General features: G+C 45.6%; 16 protein-coding genes. 15 read left to right on the forward strand and 1 reads right to left on the reverse strand.

Annotated elements, in window-relative coordinates:
* The first annotated feature begins 40 nt into the window (after nt 1–40).
* Nucleotides 41–1,249 carry a M20 family metallopeptidase gene (locus IGK61_RS01850; RefSeq protein WP_074535354.1) on the forward strand — a complete coding sequence of 403 codons (1,209 nt, stop codon included), beginning with the start codon at nt 41–43 and terminating at the stop codon, nt 1,247–1,249.
* A 78-nt stretch (nt 1,250–1,327) separates the two neighbouring features.
* On the opposite strand, the gene def is transcribed toward IGK61_RS01850, so the two are convergent.
* Nucleotides 1,328–1,891, reverse strand: coding sequence for a peptide deformylase (gene def, locus IGK61_RS01855; RefSeq protein WP_005227211.1), 564 nt, complete (start codon nt 1,889–1,891; stop codon nt 1,328–1,330).
* Between the two features lie 246 nt (nt 1,892–2,137).
* Between def and IGK61_RS01860 the strand changes: the two genes are divergently transcribed.
* The 14 genes from IGK61_RS01860 (at nt 2,138) to manA (ending at nt 19,603) form a co-directional block, all read left to right on the forward strand.
* Nucleotides 2,138–3,202, forward strand: coding sequence for a DUF871 domain-containing protein (locus IGK61_RS01860; RefSeq protein ID WP_074535353.1), 1,065 nt, complete (start codon nt 2,138–2,140; stop codon nt 3,200–3,202).
* Entirely contained in the window at nt 3,195–4,103 is a 909-nt protein-coding gene (gene murQ, locus IGK61_RS01865) for an N-acetylmuramic acid 6-phosphate etherase (RefSeq protein WP_005227213.1), read from the forward strand. The genes IGK61_RS01860 and murQ overlap by 8 nt, the downstream gene beginning before the upstream one ends.
* A complete protein-coding gene (locus tag IGK61_RS01870; protein WP_074535352.1) occupies nt 4,103–6,115 on the forward strand; it encodes a glucose PTS transporter subunit IIA in 2,013 nt (670 codons plus the stop codon). The genes murQ and IGK61_RS01870 overlap by 1 nt, the downstream gene beginning before the upstream one ends.
* A 128-nt stretch (nt 6,116–6,243) precedes the next feature.
* Complete coding sequence (locus tag IGK61_RS01875; RefSeq protein ID WP_074535351.1) at nt 6,244–7,275, forward strand: LPXTG cell wall anchor domain-containing protein; 1,032 nt, start codon at nt 6,244–6,246, stop codon at nt 7,273–7,275.
* 266 nt (nt 7,276–7,541) lie between these two features.
* On the forward strand, nt 7,542–8,210 hold the full coding sequence (locus tag IGK61_RS01880) for a TetR/AcrR family transcriptional regulator (RefSeq protein WP_005227217.1): 669 nt from the start codon (nt 7,542–7,544) through the stop codon (nt 8,208–8,210).
* Nucleotides 8,203–9,930, forward strand: coding sequence for an ABC transporter ATP-binding protein (locus tag IGK61_RS01885; protein WP_074535350.1), 1,728 nt, complete (start codon nt 8,203–8,205; stop codon nt 9,928–9,930). Before IGK61_RS01880 ends, IGK61_RS01885 begins: the two co-directional genes overlap by 8 nt.
* On the forward strand, nt 9,927–11,807 hold the full coding sequence (locus IGK61_RS01890; protein ID WP_005227219.1) for an ABC transporter ATP-binding protein: 1,881 nt from the start codon (nt 9,927–9,929) through the stop codon (nt 11,805–11,807). The genes IGK61_RS01885 and IGK61_RS01890 overlap by 4 nt, the downstream gene beginning before the upstream one ends.
* 203 nt (nt 11,808–12,010) lie before the next feature.
* Nucleotides 12,011–13,156 (forward strand): acetylornithine transaminase, encoded by a 1,146-nt coding sequence (locus tag IGK61_RS01895; RefSeq protein WP_074535349.1) that lies wholly within the window; start codon nt 12,011–12,013, stop codon nt 13,154–13,156.
* Nucleotides 13,157–13,302: 146 nt separating this feature from the next.
* Entirely contained in the window at nt 13,303–14,325 is a 1,023-nt protein-coding gene (gene argC, locus IGK61_RS01900) for an N-acetyl-gamma-glutamyl-phosphate reductase (RefSeq protein ID WP_074535348.1), read from the forward strand.
* A 78-nt stretch (nt 14,326–14,403) separates the two neighbouring features.
* The gene (argJ, locus tag IGK61_RS01905) at nt 14,404–15,594 is read left to right on the forward strand and encodes a bifunctional glutamate N-acetyltransferase/amino-acid acetyltransferase ArgJ (protein ID WP_074535347.1); all 1,191 of its coding nucleotides are present in this window, start codon (nt 14,404–14,406) and stop codon (nt 15,592–15,594) included.
* Nucleotides 15,595–15,629: 35 nt separating this feature from the next.
* Nucleotides 15,630–16,391 (forward strand): acetylglutamate kinase, encoded by a 762-nt coding sequence (gene argB, locus IGK61_RS01910; protein ID WP_074535346.1) that lies wholly within the window; start codon nt 15,630–15,632, stop codon nt 16,389–16,391.
* Between the two features lie 175 nt (nt 16,392–16,566).
* Nucleotides 16,567–17,388: a VOC family protein gene (locus IGK61_RS01915; RefSeq protein WP_015508862.1), complete on the forward strand. Its 822-nt coding sequence runs from the start codon at nt 16,567–16,569 to the stop codon at nt 17,386–17,388.
* A 199-nt stretch (nt 17,389–17,587) separates the two neighbouring features.
* A complete protein-coding gene (locus IGK61_RS01920) occupies nt 17,588–18,604 on the forward strand; it encodes a serine hydrolase domain-containing protein (RefSeq protein WP_081343858.1) in 1,017 nt (338 codons plus the stop codon).
* A gap of 45 nt (nt 18,605–18,649) precedes the next feature.
* The gene (manA, locus tag IGK61_RS01925; protein ID WP_170920124.1) at nt 18,650–19,603 is read left to right on the forward strand and encodes a mannose-6-phosphate isomerase, class I; all 954 of its coding nucleotides are present in this window, start codon (nt 18,650–18,652) and stop codon (nt 19,601–19,603) included.
* Nucleotides 19,604–19,690: the final 87 nt, after the last annotated feature.

Below are 19,690 nucleotides of genomic sequence, written 5' to 3' on the forward strand. Positions count from 1 at the left end.
AAAAACTGAAAAAGCATGTATAAAAAGGAGAGATTTGATTATGACAACAGCAACTATTACGAAAGCAGCCATCAAACCATTTATCCAAGAGCGTTTAGCCGCTTATCAAGACTTGGCATTAGATATCCACAATCACCCAGAAGTCAGCAACTATGAGTTTTATTCAGCCGATGCCCTGATCGCCCAATTAGAAAAAGAAGGCTTTGCTGTTAAAAAGGATGTGGCAGGCCATCGCACCGGCTTTGATGCCCGCTATGTCAGTGGGAAACCGGGTCCGACGATTGCCTTTTTAGCCGAGTATGATGCGTTACCTGGCATCGGTCATGCCTGCGGACACAATCTCTTCGGGACTTATTCCGTCTTAGCTGCCAGTGCTCTGCAACCTTTCATCGATGAGCTAGGCGGGGAGATTCGAGTCTATGGGACGCCAGGAGAAGAAGGTGGAGAAAATGGTTCCGCTAAAGGCAGTTTTGTCCGTGAAGGGTTCTTCGATGATGTCGATGCCGCTCTTTGTGTCCATCCAGCCCATCGCTATGGCAAAACGACGGCTTCATTAGCCAATGATCCAGTGGACATCAAGTTCTATGGTCGGGCTTCCCATGCGGCAGCTGCACCAGAAAAAGGCATCAACGCGTTAGAAGCATTGCTGCAAGTCTTTAACGGAATCAATGGGTTGCGCCTGCATTTACCAAAAGACGTCAATATTCATGGTGTAATCACCGATGGCGGCGTGGCAGCCAATGTCGTGCCAGAATATGCAGCCGGTCGTTTTTATTTACGAGCTGCCAATCGAGCAACCTTGAATGATGTCTACGAGAAAGTCGAAAACATCGTAAAAGGAGCCGCTTTAGCTACGGGAGCGACCTATGAATTTGGTTTGTTCCAAAACTCCGTCGACGATGTGATCGTGACACCAAGTTTTGATGAGATCTTCTTCGCCCATGCCCAAGAAGCGGGCGTACCTGCCGATGAGATCGATACGGAAGCCAAAACAAGCCTTGGTTCGTCTGATGTCGGCAATGTCAGTCAAGTGATCCCGACGATCCAACCCACCGTTTCGATTTCAGATGACTACATTGCGGGTCATTCGGAAGAATTCAAAGCCGCTGCCAAGAGTGAAAAAGGCTTGCAATCGATCGCCATCGCGGCGGAACTTTTAGCGCTGACGGCATTAGACCTTTTTGAGCAGCCAGCGTTATTAGAAAAAATCAAAGCCGATCATCAAGAAAGCCTAGCGAAAGGCAATTAATGCCAAAACCGTGAAGGAAGATAGTCAATAGTATAGAAAAAAAGTCTCTGCCGCAAAATGTCGGTAGAGACTTTTTAGTTAGTCGATGACTAAAATGCCTTCTTTCAATGAAAAAGGATTTTGTTGATTGATATGATCGTAGAACATGACCCCGTTCAAATGATCGATCTCATGCTGAACGACGATCGCAGGATAGTTCTTCAAACGAACTTTTTTCTTTTTGCCGTTGATGTCGTAATAGCTGATCGTGATCCGGGCATGGCGTACCACGTAGCCAGGGACTTCACGGTCCACGGACAGACAGCCTTCGCCTTCACCCAAACAAGCTTCTTGCACGGAATGACTTAAAATTTTGGGGTTGTATAGAACATCTTTAAAATCAGGTTCTGTTTTTTCTGGGTCGCTACTAGGGACGAGGACCGCTGTGATTCGTTTTGAAATATCTAATTGAGGAGCTGCTAGACCAACGCCGCCTCTTAATTCAAGTTCTTCTGCCTTGACTGGATCTTGGCTATTTTCTAAAAAGGTCATCATTTCTTTTCCTAGTGCGATATCTTCTTCGCTCAAAGGAAAAGGTACTTCTTTTGCTACTTCACGCAAGGTTGGATTGCCTTCGCGAATAATATCATCCATTGTAATCATTGATGATGTGATTCCTCCTACTATGTAAAAATGACGAAAGCAAGTTTCGTTCCTAATAAAGTGTACCATAAGTGTAGAAAGAAGGGCATAAGAAAGTTTAAACGGTAAAGCTTTCTTATTAAATGAAACGATATTTCTATATTAATTATTTAATTATGAAATATAGTTGCGAACGGGAAAAGAATCAGTTATAATGCTTTTATAGAAAACGGTATCACGAAAGTGACCCATCAAGGAGGCAAAGAGATGTTCGGCTTTTCTGTATTTATGAACGAAGACTTGACGGCAGCAGAACTTGAGCAGATGACTGCGATGGCATCAGGCTTTAAAGGGATTTTCACCTCCATGCACATACCAGAAGATGATCGCAGTACTTATCGGCAGCGTTTGACGGACTTGGGAGGTTTCGCAAAAGACCATCAGCTGTCTTTAATGGTAGATATTTCTGGAAACGCATTAGCAGAAGCGGGCTTTTCCATCGACAATCTGGCGGAACTAAAGGAGATCGGTGTCACTGGTTTACGAATGGATTATGCGATCGACAATCAGCAAATCGCAGCTTTTTCAAAAGAAATGACCATCAGTTTGAATGCCAGTACATTGACGGAAAAAGACATTCGAGAGCTGCAGGCGTATGGAGCCGATTTTACTCGTTTGGAAGCTTGGCACAATTATTACCCCCGACCAGAAACGGGACTGGATGTTGGCTGGTTTCAGGAGAAGAACCGCTGGTTGAAAGCACAAGGCTTTTTCGTCCAAGCCTTTGTTCCAGGGGATGCCAAGAAACGCGGACCGTTATTTCAAGGATTACCCACACTGGAAAAACACCGCAACTGGTCGCCTTTTGCCGCAGCGATCGACTTATTGGCAACTGGCTCAGTCGATGCTGTTTACATTGGCGATGGCATGGTTTCTGAAAAAAGTGCCCAGCATTTTGCGACGTATCTGCAAGAAGCGCGGATCGTTTTGCGGGTCAAAGATCTTGGTTCCACTTACTTTGAACACGTCTTAGGGAATCACCAAAATCGTTACGATGAAGCTCGGGATGTCTTGCGCAGCGCCGATGCCCGTTTCAATGCCATTCCAGAAGTCAAACCTGAACTTAGTCAAGAGCGGCCAGTGGGGGCTGTGACGATCGATAACCAAGAGTACTTGCGCTATATGGGAGAGATCCAGGTGTGCAAACGACCTTTGCCGGCAGACCCAAAAGTCAACCTCGCCGCTCAGGTGATACCAGCCGATCTGCCGTTGATCCAACAAATCAAAGCAGGGATGCGATTTAAATTAGAAAGAGATGATTCCGATGAATAAAATCAATTTAGACAAATTAACGACCGAACGACGCAATAGCGAAACGAGCAATTTAGATGAAATGACGATTTTAGAAGCGTGTCAAAAAATGAACCAAGAAGATCAAAAAGTTGCCTATGCGGTGGAAAAAGAAATTCCTAGTATTGAAAAAGTGATTGAACAAACCATCGTCGCTTTTAAAAAGGGCGGACGCTTGATTTATCTTGGCGCTGGGACGAGTGGTCGATTAGGCGTCTTGGATGCGGCCGAATGTGTCCCAACCTTTGGGGTATCACCTGAGATGGTGGTCGGTTTGATCGCCGGTGGCGAAGAAGCGATGACGGTCGCTGTCGAAGGAGCAGAAGACTCCTTAACGCTAGGGAAACAAGACCTTATCGATTTGAAGTTGAACCAAAATGATATGGTGATCGGGATCGCTGCCAGTGGCAGAACCCCTTACGTGATCGGGGCGCTTGACTATGCCAATGAGCTCGGTGCCACAACGGCTACGATCGCTTGTAATAAAGATGCGGAGATCTCTCAGCATGCCAGCTTTCCAATCGAGGTCGATTGTGGACCAGAATTTCTTACAGGTTCGACTCGTTTGAAATCAGGGACTGCCCAAAAATTGATTTTGAATATGATTTCGACGTTATCGATGGTAGGGATCGGCAAAGTCTACAATAATTTGATGGTCGACGTGAAAGCGACCAACGAAAAATTGGTGGAACGCTCAAAACGGATCATCATGCAGGCGACTGAAGCTGATTATGAAACAGCCGCCGCGGCATTTGAAGAAGCAGATCAGAATGTCAAATTGGCGATCGTGATGCTGTTGACGGATAGCACGAAAGACGAAGCACAAGCAAAACTTGCCACGGCACAAGGGTTTGTCAAAACGGCGTTAGGAGGAGAAAAGTAATGGCAAAAGAAACACTGACGGTAGAAGAGTTAGCGGAGAAGATTTTTCAAGAAGCCGGCGGAATGGACAACGTAGAAACAGTCAATCACTGTATGACTCGCGTACGAATGACCGTCCGCGACCACGACAAGGTCGATCAACAAGGGTTAAAAGAGATTCCCGGTGTGATGGGTGTGGTCAATGATGAGCAGCTGCAAGTCATTATCGGACCAGGGAAAGTCAACAAAGTAGCCAATGCAATGGTGGCAAAAGCTGGTGTTGATTTAGGGCAAGAGATCCCACCGCAAAAATCAGGCAAAGAGGCGTTATCAGAAAAAACGGCAGAGATGAAAGCAGCCCAAAAAGCCAAACAAAAATCATCGCCATTAAAGTCGCTGCTGAAAGATATTTCTAATATCTTTGTTCCAATGATTCCAGCCTTCGTTGGTGCAGGACTCGTCGCAGGGATCGCTTCTGTCCTGACCAACATGATCACGGCTGGCCGATTAGATGGAGATACTTGGAATTATTATGTCATGATTTTAAACGTCCTCAGAAATGGGATGTTCACCTATTTAGCGATCTTTACTGGGGTCAATGCAGCGCAGGTCTTTAAAGCCAATCCAACCCTTGGTGGCGTGATCGGTTCGATCATCTTGCTGACAGGTATGAACCCAGAAGCCCCGATCCAAAACTTGTTCACTGGCGAAGCTTTAGCTGCCAACCAAGGAGGAATCATCGGTGTGATCTTCGCTGTATGGCTTTTGGCGAAATTAGAGGCAGTGCTGCATCGAGTGATTCCTGAAGCGATCGATATTATCGTGACCCCGACGTTGTGTTTGCTGATCATCGGTTTGACGGAGATTTTCTTGATCATGCCATTGGCAGGTCTGATCTCTGACAGCTTAGTCGGTTCGATCACTTGGGTCTTGAACGTGGGCGGTGCTTTCTCTGGGTTTGTCTTAGGGGCGGCCTTCCTACCAATGGTCATGTTTGGTTTGCATCAAATTTTGACCCCGATCCACATTCAAATGATCGAAGCAACAGGCAGCACGCAATTATTACCGATCTTAGCCATGGCTGGTGCTGGTCAAGTCGGTGCAGCTTTAGCCTTATGGGTACGACTACGTAAAGACAAAGAGCTTTCTGAAATGATCAAAGGTGCATTGCCAGTTGGGATCTTAGGCATCGGCGAACCATTGATCTACGGAGTGACGTTGCCATTAGGTCGACCATTTATCACTGCTTGTATTGGTGGTGGGATCGGTGGTGCGGTCATTGGCGCTTTGACAAATATCGGCGCAACGGCGATTGGACCATCAGGGCTAGCTTTGATCCCCTTGATTGCCAACGGCCGTTGGATGGGCTATATTTTCGGCTTGTTAGCAGGCTATGCTGGCGGCTTCGTTGCCACCTACTTCTTTGGGATTCCGAAGGATCGCTTAGAAGCAGTCAAAGAAAGCGAGGCAGAAGAAGCAAAACCAGCTGCAACCGTTACTGTGCAACCACAACCAAAACAAACGAGTGAAACGGCTGCAAAGGAAACGACAGCAACTCCATCAAAAGAAACGATCGATACCCCTTTATACGCAGTAGCCACAGGCACGACAAAAGTGATCAGTGCATCAAGTGATCCGGTATTTTCGCAAAAAATGATGGGCGACGGGTATTTCGTCTTGCCAGACAATGGTGCGATCTTTGCACCAGCAGCAGGAACCGTCACGACGATTTTTCCCACGAAACATGCATTGGGGATCAAGACTGCCAGCGGGCTAGAGATTCTGCTGCACATGGGTGTTGACACCGTCGAATTGCAAGGAGCGCCTTTTGAGATCCTGGTGGAGGAAGGCCAAGCCGTGACACCAGCTACCCAAGTTGCCCAAGTCGATTTGGCACAGTTGACGGCTAAAGGCAAAGCTTCTGAGATGCTCGTGATCATCACCAATATGGAGCAAGTAGCCAATATCGAAGGATTACCAGGAACAGAAACAAAAGCGGGTCAAGCCGTCATGCATGTGGCAACGATAAAATAATGTTAAAACCTCTATCGGATAAAGATAGAGGTTTTTTTTAAGAAGTTACTAAATAGATTGCGAAAAATTTTCCTTTATGTTACAGTTTCGTTACAAAGGGAGTGATCCCATTCGAGGAGGCAATGAGGATGAAAAAAATAATTTGGTTCGGACTAATGACGCTGGCTTTTTCACCACTGATGGTTCATGCAGATGAAACAGCTACGAGTGAAAATGGCAATCAGGCTGCCGTTAGCGAGACGCTTTCATCAGAGGAGCAATCAGGAACGGATCAGACACAAGCTGCTGTCCAAGAAAGTACAGTAGAAAATCAAGAGACGGATCAATCCGCTGCTTCAGAAACTACGACTACCGAGAATCAAGAACCAGTCGATTCCGAAGCTGTTATTGCCTCGATCCAAGCAGAGACGGGGACGCAAGATGTCAGTGAGATCAACACGTTAGCCGATGAACCTAGTTCGCTGCGTAGCGCCTTAACCCAAGGGATCACTGAAGGAAGTGTGACCGCATTTACCCAAGAACAGTTGGACCAGTTGACAGATGAAGAATTGACCAATGGCAATCGTCTGGCGCTACGTTATTCCAGTGATGCGATGGGCTTTGATATTGCTTACTTAGCAAAAATCATCGGTGCCTTGTTTGTCGATCAGACGTTATCCTGGGAAGCCATTGAGCCGCAATTGGCTTTTGATGCGAATAGCTACGCCAGTTTTGCTGACTTGATTCCTGTTGTGGATCAGCTGCAGGAATATTTGCGGGTCGTCTATCCAGCAGACGGAGTCTTTTTACATTTGAATCAAGCCGTTTCCAACGAATGGATGATCTCAATTTTGACCAATTTAAATCAGATGGAACAAGAGATGCAAGTCGATCCAGGTGCCTTTGTCCCAGGACGGATCTCGTATATCATTCAAGCGGCAAATGATTCCATGTATCTGCCTACAGGCACGCAAACGAGTACGACTGAAGAAGCGACCGCAACATCGACGAGTGCTCAAGAAACAGCGACAACGACTTCTTCGAAAGAGGCCAACGCTACTGCCGATGGTGAAAAAACATTACCTAAAACCAATGAAGCGCCAAGCTATACCTTACTGATCGCAGGTGTTATCCTGCTGCTGATCGTTTTCTTGATTCTATGGCGCCGCAAGAAAAAATGATTGTTATTTATAATCGTCAGAATGAAAAAATAGCAACCTTCGTTTTCCATCAGGGAAACGAAGGTTTTTTGTTTTCAGAAATTTCATTGGTTATTTCTTTTCAAATAACGCCCTTTATAAAAAGACCAGAATCGATTCCTTCATAAAAAAGTCAAATTTAAATTCTTGCATTCTCTGGTGAGGGGTGTATAATGACACAGTGTCATATGACAACGTGTCATATCGAGAGCTGTGATTTATTTTAAATTAGAAAGGAGTTGCTTGTGATGCCGACCGATACATTTTTTCACTTGCCGCCAGAAAAACAAAAGCGCATCTTAAATGCGGCGAAAAAAGAATTCTCAAGACTGCCGCTGAAAGACGCCTCGATCGCCAACATCATCAAAGATGCCGAGATTCCTCGCGGGAGTTTTTACCAATACTTCGAAAACAAAGAAGATCTTTATTACTATTATTTCCATACGTTGAAAAAAAATAGTCAGCGAGATCTGCTGAAATCGATCCAACATGAAAACGGGGATCTGTTTGCGGGGTTCGAATGGTACTTTTCACGGATGATCGCCGAGGTTTTCAAAGGCAAAAACGCAAACTTTTACCGCAATTTATTTATGAGTATGGATTATCGTTCCTTCCATAAAGTCGTGCCAGAGATGCAGCACAAGATGCATCAAGAAAACAAAGCCGATCGGCAGAAGCAGCAAGCCATCTTTTTGTCAGAGGTCGACAAAGATTTATTGAAAGTCAAAGACGACCATGAGTTGAAAATGCTGATCCAGCTGCTGATGCATACCGTCTTTTCGACGATTGCCGAAGCCTATCGCCAATCAGCGTTTGATCCAGACTATGATCCTGCCGAAGCGATCGCTGATTTCAACAGTAAAGTCCGCTGGTTAAGAGAGGGCGCAAAAAAAGAAAGAGGGGAAACTTATGATTAAGCTGATAAAACGCGTATCCGTCATTTCCATAATCATGGCAGTGGTGTTTATGGTGATCCAAGTCGTTTCTGATTTGTATCTACCGACATTGACTTCCAATATTATCAACAATGGGGTGGCGACAGGCGACATTGATTACATTTGGAAAACCGGCTTTTACATGATCGGCTTTTCATTGATCAGTATCATCGCCGCTTTAGGTAATACGTATTTCGCAACAAGAGAATCACAAAAATTAGGACAAAAACTACGTTCGGACATTTACCAAAAAGTTGAGAATTTTTCTTCTCGATCTTTTGATAAATTTGGGACCGCATCATTGATTACAAGAACCACCAACGACGTCAACCAAATTCAAATGGTGACGCAAATGTTTTTACGTATGATGATCAATGCACCGATCACACTGATTGGGGCGAGTTTCTTGGCCTATCAAAAAGATGCCCAATTAACCCGAATTTTTTTAGTCGTTATTCCTATCATGCTAGTATTGGTCGGAGGTATTATGTATTTTGCCGTTCCTTTATTCAAAAGTATGCAAAAGAAAACCGACCGTTTGAACTTAGTCTTTCGTGAAGGCTTGACGGGGGTCCGCGTTATTCGGGCATTTGACAAGACGGATTATGAAGCGAATCGCTTTGATGAAGCCAACAAAGATTACACCCACACCGCGATTAAAGTAAACACCATCGTGGCATTGATGATGCCATTGATGACGTTGATCATGAGTGGGACGAACATTGCCATCACATGGTTTGGGGGACATTATATTGCCGAAATGACCTTAGAAGTCGGAAACTTGATTGCGTTTATGACCTATGCAATGCAAATTTTGATCAGCTTTATGATGCTGTCCATGATCTTCGTGATGGTGCCAAGAGCCCAAGCATCAGCTGATCGGATCAACGAAGTCTTAAATGAAGAAGATGAAATTCTCGATCCAAAAACACCAGCGACATTGAGCTTACAAGGGGACCAAGCAACCTTGGCCTTTGACCATGTGGCGTATCGCTACCAAGGCGCTGAGAAATTGGCGTTGGAAGATATCGATTTTCAAGCAAAATCTGGTGATTTTGTTGCCATCATCGGTGGGACGGGCTCAGGGAAAACGACCTTAGTCAATCTCTTGCCTCGTTTGTACGATATGGAGTCTGGTGCAATCAAAATCAATGGGGTCAATATTGCAGAAGTCACCCAGCACAATCTACGAGAAGTCGTGGGCTTTGTTCCGCAAAAAGCGGTACTGTTTTCTGGTACCATTCGTGAAAATATGAAATACGGAAAACCCGATGCATCAGATGAAGAAATCTGGCAAGCACTAGAGATTGCCCAAGCCAAAGATTTTGTCTCCGAACTGGCAGATGGCTTAGATAGCCGTGTAGAACAAGGCGGCGGCAACTTCTCTGGTGGACAACGTCAACGTTTAGCGATCGCTCGTGCGTTAGTGAAACAAGCAGATGTCTATGTCTTTGATGATTCCTTCTCCGCACTGGACTTCAAAACCGATGCCAACTTACGAGCAGCGCTGAAACGCGACATGCAAGACAGCATTATGGTCGTGGTTGCCCAACGGGTCAGCACCGTCATGGATGCCGATACGATCTTAGTATTGGATGAAGGAAAACTCGTAGGAAAAGGAACCCATGAATCATTAATGGCAGACAATGAAACCTACCAAGAAATCGTTTCTTCACAATTGAGAGAGGAGGATCTTGCATGAGTGAAAAGAAAACAACAACACAACACCGTGGCGGACCAATGGGCGGCGGTCCAGGCCGTAACATCGGTGCCAAAGGACCAAAACCAAAAAACTTTTGGGGGACGGTCAAACGGCTTTTCGGGTACATGTCGAAACGCTCCATCGCTATCATCGCCGTCTTCGTTTTAGCGATCGCAGCCGTGATCTTCCAAATCCAAACACCGAAAATTTTAGGGGAAGCGACCACTGAAATTTTTAAAGGTGTCATGATCGGTGCGCAGCAGATGCAAGCCGGCCAACAGGTAACAGAATTTCCTATCGATTTTGAGAAAGTTGGTCAAATCATTTTGATCGCGATCGGCATGTATGTGATTTCAGCCGTCTTCAACTTTCTACAACAGTTTATTATGACCCGTGTCTCGCAACGGACGGTTTATGAGCTGCGTCGTGACTTAGATGAAAAAATGAACCGCTTGCCGATCTCTTACTATGATACTCACTCAAATGGAGATATCATGTCACGGGCGATCAATGATATGGATAATATCGCAAGTACCCTGCAACAAAACTTGACCCAATTTATTACGAGTGTCGTGACCTTTATCGGGGTTTTGTGGATGATGCTGACGATCAGTTGGCAACTGACTTTGGTTGCTTTAGCAACGGTTCCTTTAAGCTTGATCGTCGTGATGATCGTCGCACCAAAATCGCAAAAATTCTTTGCGGCACAACAAAAAAGTTTAGGATTGCTCAATGACCAAGTCGAAGAAACTTACGGCGGTCATACCGTTGTCAAAACCTTCAACCATGAAGCTGCCGATCAAGTCGTTTTTGAAGAAGAAAATGACCGTCTGTATTCCGCTGGTTGGAAAGCCCAATTTATTTCAGCGATCATTATGCCCTTGATGAACTTCATTAAAAACTTAGGCTATGTCTTCGTGGCTGTCCTTGGTGGGATCAAAGTGGCGAATGGGAACATGACGTTAGGGGATGTGCAAGCATTCTTGCAATACACCAATCAATTTTCTCAACCAATCACTCAAATCGCTAGCTTACTAAATACCATCCAATCAACCGTTGCATCTGCCGAACGGGTCTTTGAAGTCTTGGATGAAGAAGAAATGACTGATGAGCCTTCTGGATTGCCAGTGGAAGACAGTGAATACAAAGTTCGTTTCGATCATGTTCAATTTGGTTATGCGCCAGACAAATTATTGATGACCGATTTTAATCTGGATGTTAAAGCTGGTGAGATGGTGGCTATCGTAGGACCTACCGGCGCTGGGAAAACCACGCTGATCAATCTCTTGGAACGTTTTTATGATGTTTCTGGCGGTAGCATTCGTTACGATGGCAAAGATACCCGAGACTTGACTCGTGATGAGTTGCGTAGTAATATCTCGATGGTGCTGCAAGATACGTGGTTGTTTACTGGTTCCATCTATGACAACATTCATTATGGAAATGAAAAAGCAACCAAAGAGCAAGTGATCGCTGCGGCGAAAGCTGCCCATGTGGATGATTTTGTTCGCAAATTGCCAGAAGGCTATGATACGGTCTTGAATGAAGAAGCCAGCAACATCTCCCAAGGTCAACGTCAGCTGATCACGATCGCCCGCGCCTTCTTAGCGGATCCCGACGTTTTGATTTTGGATGAAGCAACTTCTAGTGTCGATACGCGGACGGAGATCTTGATCCAAAAAGCAATGGGTCGTTTGTTAGAAAATCGGACCAGCTTTGTGGTTGCTCACCGTCTCTCTACGATTCGTGATGCTGACAATATCATCGTGATGAATCATGGGTCCATTGTTGAGACTGGAAATCATGAGGAATTGATGGCACAAAACGGTTTCTATGCAGACCTGTATAACAGTCAATTTTCAGAAGAAGTGGCGTGATCCACTGTTTGTAATGAAAGAAATTCTTCCCCAAATGATGATAAACAGACCGCCAAAGGTTGACTGAAAGAAAGCAGTGATTGTCACTGCTTTCTTTTTTTTATGAATTTTATCGCTTTATTTTAAATGTTTATTGCAATTAACTGGATTAAAATGTATATTAATACATAATTTCGAATAATCCAAGACAAGGAGTGAACCCAATGAGTCATCTTTTTCCTAATTACAGCCGTTTACCCATCGATATCCAGCAAGGCAATGGCAGCTATGTGGTAGATTCGCAAGGCAAACAATATTTAGATTTAACAAGCGGCATCGGGGTCGTTAATCTCGGTTATGGGCATCCCAAAGTGCAAGCCGCATTGATGACACAAGCAGAGCAGATTTGGCATGTGCCGAATTTGTATGACAGCCAGTTGCAAGAAGAAGTTGCCCAAAAGCTGACCCAAAATCAAAAGAGCGCCTCAGACGAGCCGTATCTAGCTTATTTTTGCAATAGTGGCGCTGAGGCGAACGAAGCTGCTTTAAAGCTGGCTCGCAAAGCGACGGGACGTAGTAAGGTTATTAGTTTTGAACAATCTTTCCATGGTCGGACCTTTGGCGCGATGTCTTTGACTGGGCAGAGTAGTATCCATGATGGGTTTGGACCGTTAGTACCAGAGATGGTGTATGTACCGTTTAATGACCTTGAGGCACTGCAAGCCGTTTTAGATGAGCAGACGGCAGCCGTGTTTTTAGAATTGATCCAAGGCGAAGGCGGCGTGATCCCTGCTGAGGTGGCGTGGGTCCAAGCGGTGGCAGCCCTTTGTCAGGAGCAGGGAGCCCTGCTGGTGGTGGATGAGATCCAAACCGGGATGGGGCGGACAGGAACACTGTTTGCTTTTGAAGGATATGGCATTGAACCTGATCTTTTTACCGTAGCAAAAGGGCTTGGTAACGGGATCCCTGTCGGAGCAATGCTAGGCAAAAGCCACTTGCAAACGGCTTTTGGACCCGGTAGTCACGGTTCGACCTTTGGTGGCAATAAATTAGCGATGGCCGCTGCTAGTGCTGTTTGCAGTGTGTTGCAAGAAGAGGACATTCAAGTCAATGTTCACTTGCGCCAGCAGCAGTTTCTCGACGGATTGCAAGGACTGTCTAAGGTGCAGGCGATTCGTGGGAAAGGATTGATGATCGGTATCGAATTAGCCGATTCGGAAAGCTTGCAATCCGTGTTGCACCAACTGCGGAACCAAGGCCTCCTCGCATTAAAGGCGGGAACCAAGGTTTTGCGCTTGCTGCCACCCTTAACGATCTCGCAAGAGGAAACGCAAGCAGCCTTGGCGATTTTACAAGCAGTCTTAGCATAATTGCATAAAAATAGATTTTTCGGGCTTTTTTTCTTATAAAAACCGAATAATAGCGAATTAACTTTGAATAGTTTTATAAATAATCATTGACAGAGCGATGGGAGTTTCTTATAATCTTAAGTAAATTCTTTTGAGGAGTGACGTGTTTGAAGGCAGCAATCGTTGGTGTAACAGGGTATACCGGAATTGAATTGATTCGTTTGATCCAGCAACATCCCCAATTGGAGGTGGGCACCTTGCATAGTCATTCTATGCATGAAAATTCATCTGTTTTGTATCCTCATTTAATTGGACTGACAGAGCGGCTGATCGAACCTTTTGATGCAGAAAAAATCCAAAAGGAAAATCAACTCGTGTTTTTTGCGACTCCTGCTGGAATCAGCAAAGAACTCGCAGCGACTTTTGTCGCAAATGACTTTCCAGTGATTGACCTTTCTGGTGATCTGCGATTGAAGGATCGGGATAGCTATCAAAAATGGTATCACCAAGAAGCTGCACCTGCCGAGTTGTTGGCACAAGCGACCTATTCGCTGCCTGAGTTTGCAACGACTTCTGGCAATTTGATCGCCAATCCAGGCTGTTATGCGACTGCTGCCATTTTAGCGGCTGCGCCGTTGGTTCAGCAAAAACTATTCAGCGGCACGTTGATTTTTGATGGCAAGTCGGGCTTATCGGGTGCTGGAAAGAAATTGACTGACAGCAGTCACTTTGCAACCGCTGCGGATAACATGACGATGTATAAGCCAAATCAGCATCAGCATATTCCCGAGATCATGCAACAGTTTCAACAATGGGATCAGGCAATGCCGCCGATCCAATTTTCTACCAGCTTACTGCCTGTCAAAAGAGGGATCTTTATGACGCTTTATGCGCCTATCAAAGACGCGATTTCGCAAGAGGACATCTATGAGCAGTACGTAAAAACGTATCAAAACCATCCGTTTGTCCGAGTGCAACCGTTAGGAAAGCTGCCAGAGCTGCGGCAAGTGACGGGAACGAATTTTTGTGACATTGGCATATGCTTCAATCCACTGACCCAAGTGTTAACCGTTGTCGCAGTGATCGATAATTTAGGCAAAGGGGCTGCTGGCCAAGCAATCCAAAACTTCAACCGATGGGCAGGCATACCAGAAACGACCGGTCTTATGCAAGCACCGTTATATCCATAAAATAGCCAACAGACGCGTGAGGATACTCGTGCCAGCCAGTGGATAACCCGCCAAAAGGTGGCAGTAGGAGGAAAGAAAATGAAAGAAATCAAAGGAACGATCGCAACCCCCAAAGGTTTTTTTGCCGACGGTCTGCATTGCGGCCTGAAGAAAGAGAAAGTCGATCTTGGTTGGATCGTCTCTGAAGTGCCAGCCAGTGCTGCGGCAGTCTTTACCACCAATCAAGTACAAGCGGCGCCCATTCTCGTTACAAAGGAAAAAATGCAAGCAGGCACCTTGCAAGGCGTAATCGTCAATGCGGGCAATGCCAATGCTTGTACCGGGGAGCAAGGTTTAAAAGATGCACAAGAGATGGCAGAATTGGCAGCAGACCAGCTGCATACGAGTCCCGAAGCCTTTGCGGTAGCCTCCACCGGAATCATTGGCAAGAGCTTACCGATGGAAAAAATCACTGCAGGGATTCAGCAACTAAACAGGCAAGGGGATGCCCACCGGTTTCAAAGAGCGATTTTGACGACGGATCTGACTGAAAAAAGCAGTGTCATCCAATCAACGATCGCTGACAAAACGGTGACTGTTGCGGGCTGTGCCAAAGGGTCTGGTATGATCCATCCCAATATGGCCACGATGCTGGCATTTGTTACGACGGATGCAGCGATCTCGTCAGCACTCTTGCAAACACTGCTGAAAGAGTTGACCGATGTCACCTTTAATCAAATCACGGTCGATGGTGATACATCTACCAATGATATGGTGTTAGTTTTAGCCAACGGGTTAGCCAAAAATCCAACGATCGAAGCCGATACGCCAGCTTATCATGAGTTTAAAGGGATGCTTAAAGCAGTTCTGACCGCCTTAGCCAAAGCAATTGCGAAGGACGGAGAAGGCGCCAGCAAATTGATCGAAGCTCACACGAGTGGAGCTGTGACCGATGAAGCAGCCCGCATGATCAGCAAAACCATCGTCGGTTCGCCGCTGGTCAAAACAGCCCTCTTTGGCAAAGACCCAAACTGGGGGCGTATCTTATGTGCAGTGGGCTATAGTGGGCAACCCATCGATCCAGCAACGGTATCGATCGCATTAGCCGACATTCCCGTTTTTGTCCAAGGGACACCGGTAGCTTTTGACGAAACCATCATGCAAGAACAGTTGGCGGAAAATGAAGTCAAAGTCGCTGTCGAGCTGAAAGAAGGGGCAGGCGTTGGCACCGCTTGGGGCTGTGATCTGACGTATGACTATGTGAAAATCAACGCACTATATCATACCTGAAAGAAATCAGGTACTAGACAAAAAGGAGCGAGTAGATGGAAACGATCGTAGTAAAAATCGGCGGTGTCGCCTCAGACAATTTAACCCCGTCATTCTTTGAGACGATAGCAGACTGGCAAGCTGCGGGCAAAAAAGTAGTCATCGTCCATGGCGGCGGTCACTACATCTCAGAAATGATGGAGAAAATGGCGTTGACAGTCACGATCAAAGACGGCCTGCGGGTGACCGACCCCCAGACGCTTGAAGTAACTAGAATGGTCCTTTTGGGACAAGTTCAACCGCTAATCACGACCGCTTTCCAGCAAGCTGGGTTCCATGCCGTAGGACTGAATGCTGGCTGTGATCAACTGATTCAAGGAGAAGTCATTGATGAAGAAAAATTAGGACAGGTGGGGAAGGTTCAACAAATCAACGCTGCTTTCCTGCAGCTCTTGACAGAGAAAAAACATGTCCCGATCCTAGCACCGCTAGGAATTACCCCAGAGGGGCAATGGCTGAACATCAATGCCGATGAAGTAGCGTGTCAGGTTGCTGCCAGTTTACAAGCCGAAAAACTATATTTGTTGACGGATGTCCCTGGGATCAAGCAAGAAAGCCAGTGGTTATCGGCTGTTTCTTTTGAAGAGATCCCCCGTTTGATCACCGAAGAAGTAGTCACAGGCGGCATGCTGCCAAAACTAAAAAGTGCGCAGAAAGCCTTGAAAGCAGGGGTAGCTGCCGTTTGTATCACCGATCGAATCGATCGTTTAGGAACCCAGATCCTCGCGGCAAGTCCAGCCGCAGCTGTCTGTAGCTGAAGCCATTAGCAACACCCAAATGCCTCTTCTCTACTCATAAAAATGCAAAATTCTGACTTTTCTGTGCTTTTCTTCTTGTTTTCTCTAAAAAAAGAATAAAATAGGTAGGGATTTCATTTGCTAGAATTTCGTTTTATCAGTACAATGAGTACATATGTAAGTAGGGGGAGAAACAATGACAGATTTCTTATTGGGGAGCAGTACGAAGTTGCTGACTGTTGCAATCCGGGTAAAAGACCGTGATCAAGCGATTGCCTTTTATCGGGATGTACTTGGTTTTGAGTTGAAAAGAGAAGAAAATGAATTGGCCATCTTTGGTCTAAAAGGATTAGATAGAGAAGTTTTATGGTTGGAAGAAAGCCCGCGTGCCAACGATCACTTCGGCGAGATCAAAAAAATGCAGCGCATCGTCTTAGCCGTATCCTCATTAGAAGAAGCGGCAACTATCGCGAGCAATGCCCAACAAAAAGCGATTGCTTTCGAAGAAGCTCGTTATGAAGCGAATCAATTAGGCTTTATTATAGCTGATCCAGAAGGGAACAAAATTGAAGTCTTATTTACAGCACCCGCAGGAACTGCGGTACCAAAAGACGAAGCAGAATTGATCAAAGCGGCACCTGCAAAAGCGGCTGGCTTATCAAAAGAAGCTCATTTTGGCAAGCTGTATTTAAACGTCAGTGATCTAGCCAAAGAGCAGCTTTTCTTAGAAGAAAGCTTAGGATTGAAAACAAAAGAAGCCGAAACGAAGGAATTTATCCTCAATGATGGTGACTTCCAAGTCGGCTTGACTGAAGCACAAGGTGGTACGATCGATTTGCCGACCCATGAGGTGCTTGGCTTAGACTTCTTGAAAATCTCCATCAGTCAAGAAGATATCGATACATTGGAAAAGCACTTGTCTGAGAAGAACCAAGAGTTCTTCATCGACAAAAAACGGAAGTTGTTGACGACCTACGATGCGATCGGTATCGAATGGTGGTTTATCGTTAAAAAATAAATCCAAATAGATAAGAAAAAACATCGGAAACTCTTTTGAGTAGTCGATGTTTTTTGATGACTAAGAAACCAAGCAAGCGAATCGACTAGCTGATCGAGGCGGATAGTTGGAGGAAAAAAGAGGATAACGAGTTTTGTTTGCTGCTAAAAAGTGCTAAAGTTAGAAGCAAGACAAGCCTGAAAGGAGCGAGTATGGAACGATGACAATGTACCCAAAAACAGTACAGCTCATTCAAGAAAAAATGCCGACCGTTTTCCCAGGAGCGGTGCTGCGTTTTATCGCTGGTGAAACCCAAGAGACCCATGTATTCGGACAGGCAGCGCTTCTTCCGAAAACCGAACCTATGACGAAAGATCATTTGTTTGATTTAGCCTCATTGACGAAAGTCGTTTGTACAACGAGTGTTCTGTTAAAATTGTGGGATCGAGGAAAAATCGAGATGGAGGCGCCGCTTACTCGTTGGCTGCCAGCGTTTAAAGACGATCGGGTAACGATCAAGCACTTGCTGACGCATACGGCAGCCATCAACACGTGGATTCCTCATCGAGACCAATTGGATGCTGCTGCCTTGCGCAAGGCGTATTTGCAGCTTGAAAGCAGTGATACGATCGGTCAAACGGTCAGCTATACGGATACTGGGACGATTTTGCTGGGCTTTTTATTGGAGGAGCTGTATCAAAAACCAGTGACCGAGATTTTTCAAGAAGAAGTCTTGACGCCTTTAGGCATGAAGAACAGCGGCTTTCCGCCTTTTCCTCCCTCACAGCTGCCAATGATCGTTCCTACCCAGCAGCTGCCAGACGGCAGCATCCTTAGAGGAATCACCCATGATCCTAAGGCACGAGTGTTGGGAAACCATGCCGGCAACGCAGGGTTGTTTTCTACCGTGGATGACTTGACGCTTTTCGTTCAACTGTTACTGGCAAATGGTCAGCAGCAAGGAGCGCCGTTTTTCTCAGAAAAAGTCATGCAGGCGCTGGCTCACAGGCAGACACCTGAAAGCACAAAGCCTCGCACCTATGGTTGGGACTTGTTAGGTGCACCGTATCAATTATTTCATACAGGCTATACAGGCACGTTTCTCGCAGTAGATATCCCTAACAAAAAAGCGTTTATTTTCTTATCGAATCGGGTCCATCCAGTGGATCATCGAGAAAGCTATTTGGGTCATCGTGACGAAATCCTGCAATGTTACTTAAAAGAAACTGCCGAATAAGCGGATTCATGCTATAATATGCACGAACAACTAGAGAGGGGAACAATTATGGAACCATTGTTTATGAAACCTGTTTTTCAAGAAAAAATTTGGGGCGGCAGTCGCCTGCATTCTGTTTTTGGTTTTGATTTACCGAGCGACAAGATCGGTGAAGATTGGGCGATCAGTGCGCATCCTCATGGGGTGAGCGTCATTGAAAATGGTCCGTTTAAAGGCAAAACATTGGCGGATCTTTGGCAAGACCATCAAGAACTATTTGGTCATTCAGACGAACCAGTCTTTCCATTATTAATTAAAATTTTAGACGCGGAAGATGATCTATCCGTTCAAGTCCATCCTGATGACACGTATGGGTTAGCCCATGAAGGGGAATTAGGGAAAACGGAATGCTGGTACATCATTGATGCCGAACCAGGTGCGGAAATCATTTATGGCCACCATGCACAAACCAAAGAAGAACTTGCGGAAATGATCGAAGCGGGTCGTTGGGATGATTTGTTAACAAAAGTCCCTGTGAAAAAAGGCGATTTCTTCTATGTGCCAAGTGGAACGATCCATGCCATTGGAAAAGGGATCATGATCTTGGAAACCCAGCAGAGCTCGGATACGACTTATCGGGTGTACGACTATGATCGTACCGATGATCAAGGACAAACTCGGGAGCTGCATATCCAACAATCGATCGATGTGACGACGATTCCTGCACGGACGCCAGAATTATCGATCCGTGAGGTCAAACAAGGACAATCAGCAGTTGTTACCTATCTTGAAACGCCATTTTTCAATGTGTATGAGTGGGAAGTACGTGGAAAATTATCGTTGGCACAAAAGGCCGATTATACCTTGATGACCGTGATCGATGGGTATGGGCATTTGATGATCGACGGTCATTCCTATGAACTAAAAATGGGCACGAGTTGCATTTTGCCAAACCCGATCAAGAAATGGGAATTGGTTGGTGAATTGACTGTCATTGCCTCTGAACCTGGAAAAAAATAAAACGATCAGTAAGTGACGTGATCCGCACGAGCAAAACAGCACACGTTCCTGATTTTTCGTAAGGCTGAACTCGTTCAGCTGCCTGTC

Source organism: Enterococcus sp. AZ063 (assembly GCF_051715045.1).
GTDB classification, from domain to species: Bacteria; Bacillota; Bacilli; order Lactobacillales; family Enterococcaceae; genus Enterococcus_D; species Enterococcus_D casseliflavus.

Bases quoted from the DNA above. Each gene is read 5' to 3' on its own strand.
- IGK61_RS01895 (WP_074535349.1), top strand. From the start codon at position 12,011: ATGAGTCATCTTTTTCCTAATTACAGCCGTTTACCCATCGATATCCAG.
- IGK61_RS01880 (WP_005227217.1), top strand. From the start codon at position 7,542: ATGCCGACCGATACATTTTTTCACTTGCCGCCAGAAAAACAAAAGCGC.
- IGK61_RS01860 (WP_074535353.1), top strand. From the start codon at position 2,138: ATGTTCGGCTTTTCTGTATTTATGAACGAAGACTTGACGGCAGCAGAA.
- IGK61_RS01890 (WP_005227219.1), top strand. From the start codon at position 9,927: ATGAGTGAAAAGAAAACAACAACACAACACCGTGGCGGACCAATGGGC.
- IGK61_RS01915 (WP_015508862.1), top strand. From the start codon at position 16,567: ATGACAGATTTCTTATTGGGGAGCAGTACGAAGTTGCTGACTGTTGCA.
- IGK61_RS01850 (WP_074535354.1), top strand. From the start codon at position 41: ATGACAACAGCAACTATTACGAAAGCAGCCATCAAACCATTTATCCAA.
- argJ (WP_074535347.1), top strand. From the start codon at position 14,404: ATGAAAGAAATCAAAGGAACGATCGCAACCCCCAAAGGTTTTTTTGCC.
- argB (WP_074535346.1), top strand. From the start codon at position 15,630: ATGGAAACGATCGTAGTAAAAATCGGCGGTGTCGCCTCAGACAATTTA.
- def (WP_005227211.1), bottom strand. From the start codon at position 1,891: ATGATTACAATGGATGATATTATTCGCGAAGGCAATCCAACCTTGCGT.
- murQ (WP_005227213.1), top strand. From the start codon at position 3,195: ATGAATAAAATCAATTTAGACAAATTAACGACCGAACGACGCAATAGC.
- IGK61_RS01870 (WP_074535352.1), top strand. From the start codon at position 4,103: ATGGCAAAAGAAACACTGACGGTAGAAGAGTTAGCGGAGAAGATTTTT.
- IGK61_RS01920 (WP_081343858.1), top strand. From the start codon at position 17,588: ATGACAATGTACCCAAAAACAGTACAGCTCATTCAAGAAAAAATGCCG.
- IGK61_RS01875 (WP_074535351.1), top strand. From the start codon at position 6,244: ATGAAAAAAATAATTTGGTTCGGACTAATGACGCTGGCTTTTTCACCA.
- IGK61_RS01885 (WP_074535350.1), top strand. From the start codon at position 8,203: ATGATTAAGCTGATAAAACGCGTATCCGTCATTTCCATAATCATGGCA.